General features: G+C 65.7%; 1 protein-coding gene. It reads left to right on the top strand.

Annotated elements, in window-relative coordinates; all coding sequences use genetic code 11:
- Positions 1–400 (top strand): isocitrate lyase/phosphoenolpyruvate mutase family protein (locus AC1DU6_RS35095; protein WP_477863174.1); only part of this gene is annotated, 400 nt, incomplete at its 5' end.
- Positions 401–579 lie beyond the last annotated feature (179 nt).

Genomic DNA, 579 nt, shown 5'->3' with positions numbered 1-579 from the left:
CGACAGCGTCAATCCCGCGGTGATGCTGGTCGCGCGCTGCGAAGGCTTTCTGCATGGCGAGCGCGACCTGAAGAAAACCACGGCGCGGCTCATAGCCTTTGCCGAGGCCGGCGCCGATTGCCTCTATGCGCCGGGCGTGGCTACAGATGAGGAGATCACCACGCTGGTGAAGGCGATCGGCGGCAAGCCGCTCAATGTCCTGACCGTGCAGCCGACCATGACCGTGCAGCATCTGGCAAGCCTCGGCGTTCGCCGCATCAGCGTCGGCGGTGCGCTGGCGCGCGTGGCCTGGGCCGGCTTCATGCAGGCGGCGCAGGAGATCGCCGGGCAGGGGACGTTCACGGCCTTCGCGCAGGGTRCGAAGGGCGGGGAATTGAACAGGGTGTTCAGCAAGCAGTGACGCTCCACTTAATCACTCCTCGTTTTGCGGGGAGAGGCGCCGCGTCTGCGCGGCGGGTGAGGGCGTGGCCACCGGTGCTGCGGCATGCGCCGACTCTCGGGTTGGAAGGGCATCGATGGAATGCTGTGATCCGAGAATGACTCTTTGTCACATCTCTCCTGCTAAGCCCCCATCCAGCC

The sequence above is a fragment of the Roseateles sp. P5_B10 genome, from assembly GCF_056400485.1.
This window is presented reverse-complemented; position numbering and strand designations above follow the sequence as displayed.